The sequence below is a fragment of the Pseudomonas sp. Sample_10 genome, assembly GCF_004321495.1.
Lineage (GTDB): Bacteria > Pseudomonadota > Gammaproteobacteria > Pseudomonadales > Pseudomonadaceae > Aquipseudomonas.
Window position 1 is genome coordinate 1 of the sequence record NZ_RCOE01000172.1, and the last position, 7,138, is coordinate 7,138.

At 62.0% G+C, this 7,138-nt stretch carries 6 protein-coding genes; all 6 read right to left on the minus strand.

Annotated features, from left to right (window positions below):
• On the minus strand, positions 1-745 hold a 745-nt coding region (locus tag D8U18_RS16900; RefSeq protein ID WP_131108051.1), incomplete at its 3' end, for a chemotaxis protein CheB.
• Entirely contained in the window at positions 742-3,027 is a 2,286-nt protein-coding gene (locus D8U18_RS16905) for a hybrid sensor histidine kinase/response regulator (RefSeq protein ID WP_130904471.1), read from the minus strand. The genes D8U18_RS16905 and D8U18_RS16900, both read right to left, overlap by 4 nt.
• A complete protein-coding gene (locus tag D8U18_RS16910; protein ID WP_056856289.1) occupies positions 3,024-3,707 on the minus strand; it encodes a chemotaxis protein CheW in 684 nt (227 codons plus the stop codon). Before D8U18_RS16910 ends, D8U18_RS16905 begins: the two co-directional genes overlap by 4 nt.
• A complete protein-coding gene (locus D8U18_RS16915; protein WP_131108052.1) occupies positions 3,704-4,975 on the minus strand; it encodes a protein-glutamate O-methyltransferase CheR in 1,272 nt (423 codons plus the stop codon). The genes D8U18_RS16910 and D8U18_RS16915 overlap by 4 nt, the downstream gene beginning before the upstream one ends.
• Entirely contained in the window at positions 4,972-5,508 is a 537-nt protein-coding gene (locus D8U18_RS16920; RefSeq protein ID WP_131108053.1) for a chemotaxis protein CheW, read from the minus strand. Before D8U18_RS16920 ends, D8U18_RS16915 begins: the two co-directional genes overlap by 4 nt.
• Positions 5,508-7,130, minus strand: a complete 1,623-nt coding sequence (locus tag D8U18_RS16925) for a methyl-accepting chemotaxis protein (protein WP_056856292.1) — start codon at positions 7,128-7,130, stop codon at positions 5,508-5,510. The genes D8U18_RS16920 and D8U18_RS16925 overlap by 1 nt, the downstream gene beginning before the upstream one ends.
• Between the last annotated feature and the right edge of the window lie 8 nt (positions 7,131-7,138).

A 7,138-nucleotide genomic window follows, 5' to 3' on the forward strand; every position in this document is an offset into this window, starting at 1 on the left:
AAATCTCATTGACCGGTTCCGCGGTGTAGGCCAGCGTGCCGTTTTTCAACAAGCGGATATGGTGGTTGGTGCCGGCCAGCAACACGGTGCCACTTTGTGGCGGCTCGCCTTCCTGTGCCAGGCGCACGTTGAGCCCGCTGGCGCTACTGAGCCATTCGGCCATTCCGGCGGCAAACACCTGGTCAACATGCTGGACCAGCACGATGGCCGGGGAAAAATCCCTCGGAAGTCCCTTGAGTAGGACTTCCAGTGCCGCCGGCCCGCCAGCGGATGAGCCAATGGCAATCAGACTCTGGCGCGAACCAGCACTGCGCAGCGGGCCCGGCACTGATCGCTCGCGGTTGCCCTTTTCGCCGATCAGCCAGCCCACATTCATGATTTTGCGTAACAGCGGCGCTGCCGCTTCCTGGGCATTGCCGGCTCCGATGGCCGGGGTGTCGACCACGTCCAGGGCACCATGGCCCATGGCTTCGAAGACCCGATGCACATTCTGTTGACGATCGACCGTGACGATGACAATGGCGCAGGGCGTTTCGGCCATGATCCGGCGAGTCGCCTCCACCCCGTCCATCACTGGCATGATCAGGTCCATCAGGATCAGGTCCGGGGTCTGTTCGGCACACATCTGCACGGCTTCCCTGCCGTTGCCGGCCACCCAGATCACCTGGTGCGCCGGCTCGAACGCCAGCGCCCGGCGCAGGGCTTCTACGGCCATGGGCATGTCGTTGACAATTGCGATCTTCATGCCCGCGCTCCTCCTATGAGCTCAACCACTGCATCAAGCAGGGCGTCATCATGAAAACTGGCTTTGGCTAGATAATAGTCGGCTCCGGCATCCAGTCCACGGCGACGGTCCTCCTCTCGATCCTTGTAGGAAACCACCATCACCGGCAACGATTGCAGGCGGTTGTCCCGCCGCAACAACGACACCAGTTCGATACCGTCCATGCGCGGCATATCGATATCGGTGATCAACAGATCGAAATCTTCCGAACGCAATGCGTTCCAGCCGTCCATGCCGTCCACCGCCACGGCCACGTCATAGCCGCGATTGAGCAGCAATTTGCGTTGCAGTTCGCGCACAGTGAGCGAGTCATCCACCACCAGAATCCGCTTGCGTGCCGCTTCGGCCGCCTGGTTGCTGTGACGGGCGATGCGCTCCAGGCGCCCGGTGTTGAGCAGTTTGTCCACCGAACGCAACATGTCCTCGACGTCGACGATCAACACCACCGAGCCATCGTCGAGCAAGGCTCCGGCGGAAATGTCCTGGATCTTGCCCAGGCGCTCATCCAGGGGCAGCACCACCAGCGTGCGCTCGCCGATAAAACGCTCGACCGCGACGCCATAAACGGTATCGCGCTCGCGAATGACCACGACTTTCAAGGTCTGCTGATTGCCCTGGCTCGCCGGACGTTGCAGCAATTGGCTGGCGGCGACCAGTCCGACGTGCCGGCCTTCATGCCAAAAATGCTGGCGGCCCTCGACCTGAACGATGTCCCCCGGCTCCAGATCGCACATGCGTTCGATATGCGCCAGCGGAAAGGCATAGGCTTCGTCGCCGACTTCCACCACCAGGCTGCGCACCACCGACAGGGTCAGCGGCACCTCCAGGTGAAAGCGGCTGCCCTCGCCCGCCGTCTGCTCCAGCACCACCGCGCCACGCAACTGGCGGACCATGTGCTGCACCGCGTCCAGGCCGACGCCGCGGCCGGAAACTTCAGTGACCGTGTCGCGCAGGCTGAAACCCGGCAGGAACAGGAACGTCAGCAGTTCCTCTTCGCTCAACTGTGCGGCGGTTTCCGCCGGGGACAATTGGCGTTCGATGATGCTGCGACGGACCTTTTCCAGATCGACACCGTTGCCATCATCACTGAGTTCCAGCACCAGCAATCCGGCCTGATGGGAAGCACGAAGGCGGATCAGGCCTTCCTCGGGCTTGCCGGCCAACAGCCGTTGCTCCGGCGATTCGATGCCGTGATCGACGGCATTGCGCAGCAGGTGGGTGAGTGGCGCTTCGAGTTTTTCCAACACATCACGGTCGACCTGGGTTTTCTCGCCCTCGATCTCCAGACGGACCTGCTTGCCGAGACTGCGGCCCAGATCGCGGACCATGCGCACCTGACCGGTCAGCACATCGGCGAATGGCCGCATGCGACAGGCCAGCGCCGTGTCGTACAACACCTGTGCCCGCTGACTGGCCTGCCAGGCGAACTCATCGAGTTCGGCGTTTTTTTCCGCCAGCAACTGCTGTGACTCCGCCAGCAGTCGACGAGCATCTTCGAGGGCTTCCCGGGCTTCAAGGCTCAGGGCGTGTTCCTTGAGATGGACGTTGAGATTTTCCAGTGCTCGCAGGCTGTTGTTCTGCATGCGCTTGAGGCGCTGCATGGTGGCCAGGTGCGGCTTGAGCCGCAGGGTTTCCACCAGGGATTTACTCGACAGATCGAGCAGGCTGTTCAGACGCTCGGCGGTCACCCGCAACACGCGCTCGCCGTTTTCGGTGGTGCGTCTGGTCTTCTTCGGCGCGGCGGGCGGTGCTTCAATCTCCGGTTCCGGGACTTCAACCTTGGCCACCGGAGCTTCGAGCTGAAGCTCTGCCATGACCGGAGCGGGCGTTGCCTTGGCCGGCATGACGGCGGCAGCCGGATCGAGCAAGCGCGCCATCAGCGCGACATAGGCTTCGATATCCACAGGCAGCGGGGCGTTGCCGGGTGTGGCGATGCGCATCAGCAAATCAGTGCCTTGCAGCAACGCATCGATATGTTCGGGGCGCAGGTACAACCGCCCTTCCTGGGCGCTGACCAGGCAGTCCTCCATGACGTGCGCGACACTGACGCCGGCATCGACGCCGACAATTCGTGCTGCGCCCTTGAGCGAGTGCGCCGCGCGCATGCACGACTCGAGCTGATCGGCCAGGGTCGGGTCGCGCTCCAGCGCCAGCAGACCTGCGCTCAAAACCAGGGTCTGGGCTTCGGCTTCGAGGCTGAACAGCTCCAGCAAAGAGGCATCGCGCATTTGCTCGGGGGTCATGTGAGGCTCCGGGTCACGGCGGACAACAGCTGTTCTTCATTCAGCCAACGCAGGCTGCGACCTTTGAATTGCAACACGCCTTGGGTGTATTTGGCATTGGCCTGGTTGCCGGATTTCGACGCAGCCTCGAGCACAAGCTCGTCGATGGCGTGAATCCCGTCCACTTCGTCCACCGGTACGACCACCGGCCCACCGTGAGCGGCGATGATCAGCATGCGCGGCATGACCCGCGCGCCCGTCGCCACGCTGCTGACGCCATCGAGGCCCAGCAATTCGACCAACGACAGGCACGCCACCAGCGCACCGCGTACGTTCGCCACACCGAGCAAGGCCCGCGAACGCTGGTGCGGCAGGGAGTGAATGGCTTGCATCGGCGCCACTTCCACCAAGCTGCGCGTCGCCAGCCCCAGCCATTCTTCACCGAGGCGGAACATCAGCAGCGAGCGGGTTTTCACCTCGCTCTGCAACGTACCAGACACATGTTCACGGTCTTCCTGCTGCAACGCATAGCGATCCAGCAAGCGTGTCGCCGCCGCCGAATACACCGCGCAATTACGGCAATGAATGTGTTCGATCAACAACGGGCAGGATTTGTCGCCATGGATCCCGATGCGGTTCCAGCAATCATCGATGGCCTGGGCATCTTCATGGGTGACGCTAAAGGTGTCGGAGGCGATCATCGTTTACGCTCACTGTCAGCGGCGCGCTCGCTGCGGGCGGCGCGTTCCTGCAATCGTCGGGCTCCCGCCGTATCGCCCTGGGACTGCAGCAAGGCGGCCAGATGCATCAATGCGTCGGGATGTTGCGGTTCGAGGTACAACGCCTTGCGGTAAAACCCTTGGGCCTCCAGAACACTGCCGGCGACATCGCTGAGCAAACCCAGCCAGTAGAAAACCTGGGCCACCGGCTCATGGCTGCGCAAGTAACTGTCACACGCGGCGCGAGCCTCGGTACTTTTGCCTTCATTGGCCAGCGCGGCGATGTTCGCCAGCAGCCTGGCGGCGTCGGTGTTGCCGGTGTTCGCCGGTGGCACAGGGCGTGCAGTGCTGGTGAATGGGCGCTTGCTGGTCGCAGGGGCAAGCACATTGCGCAGGGGTTGCGGCACCCGTAAAGGTGTGGGGACGAAAGCTGGCAACGGCTCTGACTCCGCCGGGCTCTGCCGGCTGAAGGCAAAGGATTGCGGGATACCGATCGAACGCATGCCCAAACGCCCCAACAGACTGCCTTCGGCCGGTCCGATAAACAACACGCCATCCACATGAGTCAGGCGCTTGAGCACCTCGAACACTTGTTTTTGTGTGGCCAGATCGAAGTAGATCAGCAGGTTGCGGCAAAACACGAAGTCATAGGGTGGCTCGTTGACCAGCAATGCCGGATCGAGCAGGTTGCCCACCTGCAGGTGGACTTGATCGAGCACTCGCGGACTAAGCCGAAAGCCGTCGCCTTCGGCGGTGAAATGCCGGTCGCGAAACGTGATGTCCTGACCGCGAAACGAGTTCTTGCCGTACCGCGCGCGCCGGGCTTTGTCCACCGACAGCGGGCTGACATCCATGCCTTCGACCTTGAACTGGTGCGGTTTGAACCCGGCATCCAGCAGTGCCATGGCAATCGAGTAAGGCTCCTCGCCCGTGGAGCACGGCAGGCTGAGAATCCGCAGGGCACGCATATTGTTGATGTCTGCCAACCGTTTGGTCGCCAGTTTCGCCAGGGTGGCGAAAGATTCCGGGTAACGAAAAAACCAGGTCTCGGGAACGATCACCGCTTCGATCAACGCCTGTTGTTCGTCGGCAGACGCCTGCAAGGTACGCCAATATTCATCCGCCGACTGCGCCGAAGCCGCCGCACTGCGTTGACGCACGGCACGCTCGATGATCGCCGGACCGACCGACGTCACGTCAAGGCCGATGCGCTCTTTGAGGAAATCGAAAAAACGCTGGTCGCTGGTCATGGCCGGCCCTCAAGCAGCGTCAGGTCCAGAGGTGGCGTCGGAAACAGCAGCGCACGCACCGGTTCATCCAAGAGATCGGCGACTCGCACCCATTGCAACAGACCGTGCGCATCTTCGCGCACCGGCCCCAGATACGGGGCCTGGCGATTATCCAACCCATAAGGCTGAAAATCCGCCGGGTTGCAACGCAAGGTGTCCGTGGCCTGTTCCAGAATCAGCCCGAGCAGTTGCGCCTGTGCGCTTTCATCCGGTCGGTAATGCACCAGCACCAGCCGCGTGCTGGTGCGCGCTTGCGATGGCGTACCAAACGTCAAAGCACCAAGGTCGATCACCGGCACCACCGCACCGCGATAGGCAAACACCCCCGCAACCCATTGCGGCGCGTGGGCGATGGGTTTCAATGGCAGGCGCGGCAGCACTTCCGCCACTTCGATGGCCTGCAAGGCATAGCGCTCGCTGCCGATGCGAAACACCAGAAACAAGGCGTGCAACGCTGGCTTAACGGCGCTGCGTTTGGCCGTCATTTCGCTCATCAGACTTTGAATCGCGAAACGCCGCTGCGCAGCCCGACGGCCACCTGGCTCAATTCATCGATGGCGAAACTGGCCTGACGCAGGGATTCGACGGTCTGGCTGCTGGCATCGCCCAATTGCACCAGCGCATGGTTGATCTGCTCGGCACCGGTGGCCTGGGCCTGCATGCCCTCGTTGACCATCAACACCCGCGGTGCCAGTGCCTGGACCTGATGGATGATCTGCGACAGTTGCTCGCCAACCTGCTGCACTTCCGACATACCACGGCGCACTTCTTCGGAGAACTTGTCCATGCCCATCACACCGGCCGACACCGCCGATTGAATCTCGCGCACCATCTGCTCGATGTCATAGGTCGCAACAGCGGTCTGGTCGGCCAGGCGTCGCACTTCGGTGGCGACCACGGCAAAACCGCGACCATACTCGCCGGCCTTCTCGGCCTCGATGGCGGCGTTGAGCGACAACAGGTTGGTCTGGTCGGCGACCTTGACGATGGTCACCACCACCTGGTTGATGTTGCCGGCTTTCTCGTTGAGGATCGCCAGCTTGGCGTTGACCAGATCCGCCGCGCCCATCACCGAGTGCATGGTTTCTTCCATGCGCGCCAGCCCTTGCTGGCCGGAACCGGCGGCGACCGAGGCCTGATCGGCGGCGGTGGACACCTCGGTCATGGTGCGCACCAGGTCCCGCGATGTTGCGGCGATTTCACGGGACGTCGCACCGATTTCAGTGGTGGTGGCCGCCGTCTCGGTGGCGGTGGCCTGCTGCTGCTTGGAGGTGGCAGCGATTTCCGTGACCGACGTGGTGACCTGCACCGAAGAACGCTGCGCCTGGGATACCAGCGAGGTCAGTTCGGCCATCATGTCGTTGAAGCCGGTTTCCACTGCGCCGAATTCATCCTTGCGCTCAAGATTCAAACGGCTGCTGAGGTCGCCGGTGCGCATGATTTCGAGAATTTTCACGATACGATTCATCGGCGCCATGATGGCGCGCATCAGCAACAGGCCACAGAGAGCCGCGGCCAGCACGGCGATCACCAGCGAGATACCCATGATGACTTTGGCGGTGAGCACTGCGTCATCAATGGCCGCGATATCGGCGTCCGCCACGGCCTTGTTATGACGAAGAATGTCACTGACCTTCATGCGACCCGCTGTCCAGGTCGGGGTCAGTTCAGCCGTGAACATGTTGATGGCCTCGGCGTTCTGGTTGCGTTTATGCAACTCGATCACCGCGGCCAGAATCCGGTGGTAGTCCTCATGGATTTTTTCGAAGGCTGCGTACTCGCGCTTGTCTTCTTCGTCGGTAATCGTTTGGCGGTAGAGCTCCATCTGCTCTGTCAACCGCGCAGCGTAGCCCTTGAAGTTGGCCGCTTCCTCTGCCGTGAAGCCCTGCCCTTGCTCGAGGCCGAGCATGGCCTGAATGTGTACATAGCTGTCGGACCACGCGCCCCGAATCATGGAGCTGTAATACAGCCCTGGCAGCGCATCCTCGCGCACGCTGGCTTCGCTGTCTTCGATCTTCAACAGCCGGGAATACGAGACGACCACCATCAGCAGCATGATGGCGATGATTACCGCAAAGCTCGCCAAAATGCGTTGGCGCAACGTCCAGTTCTTCACAGTCAGTC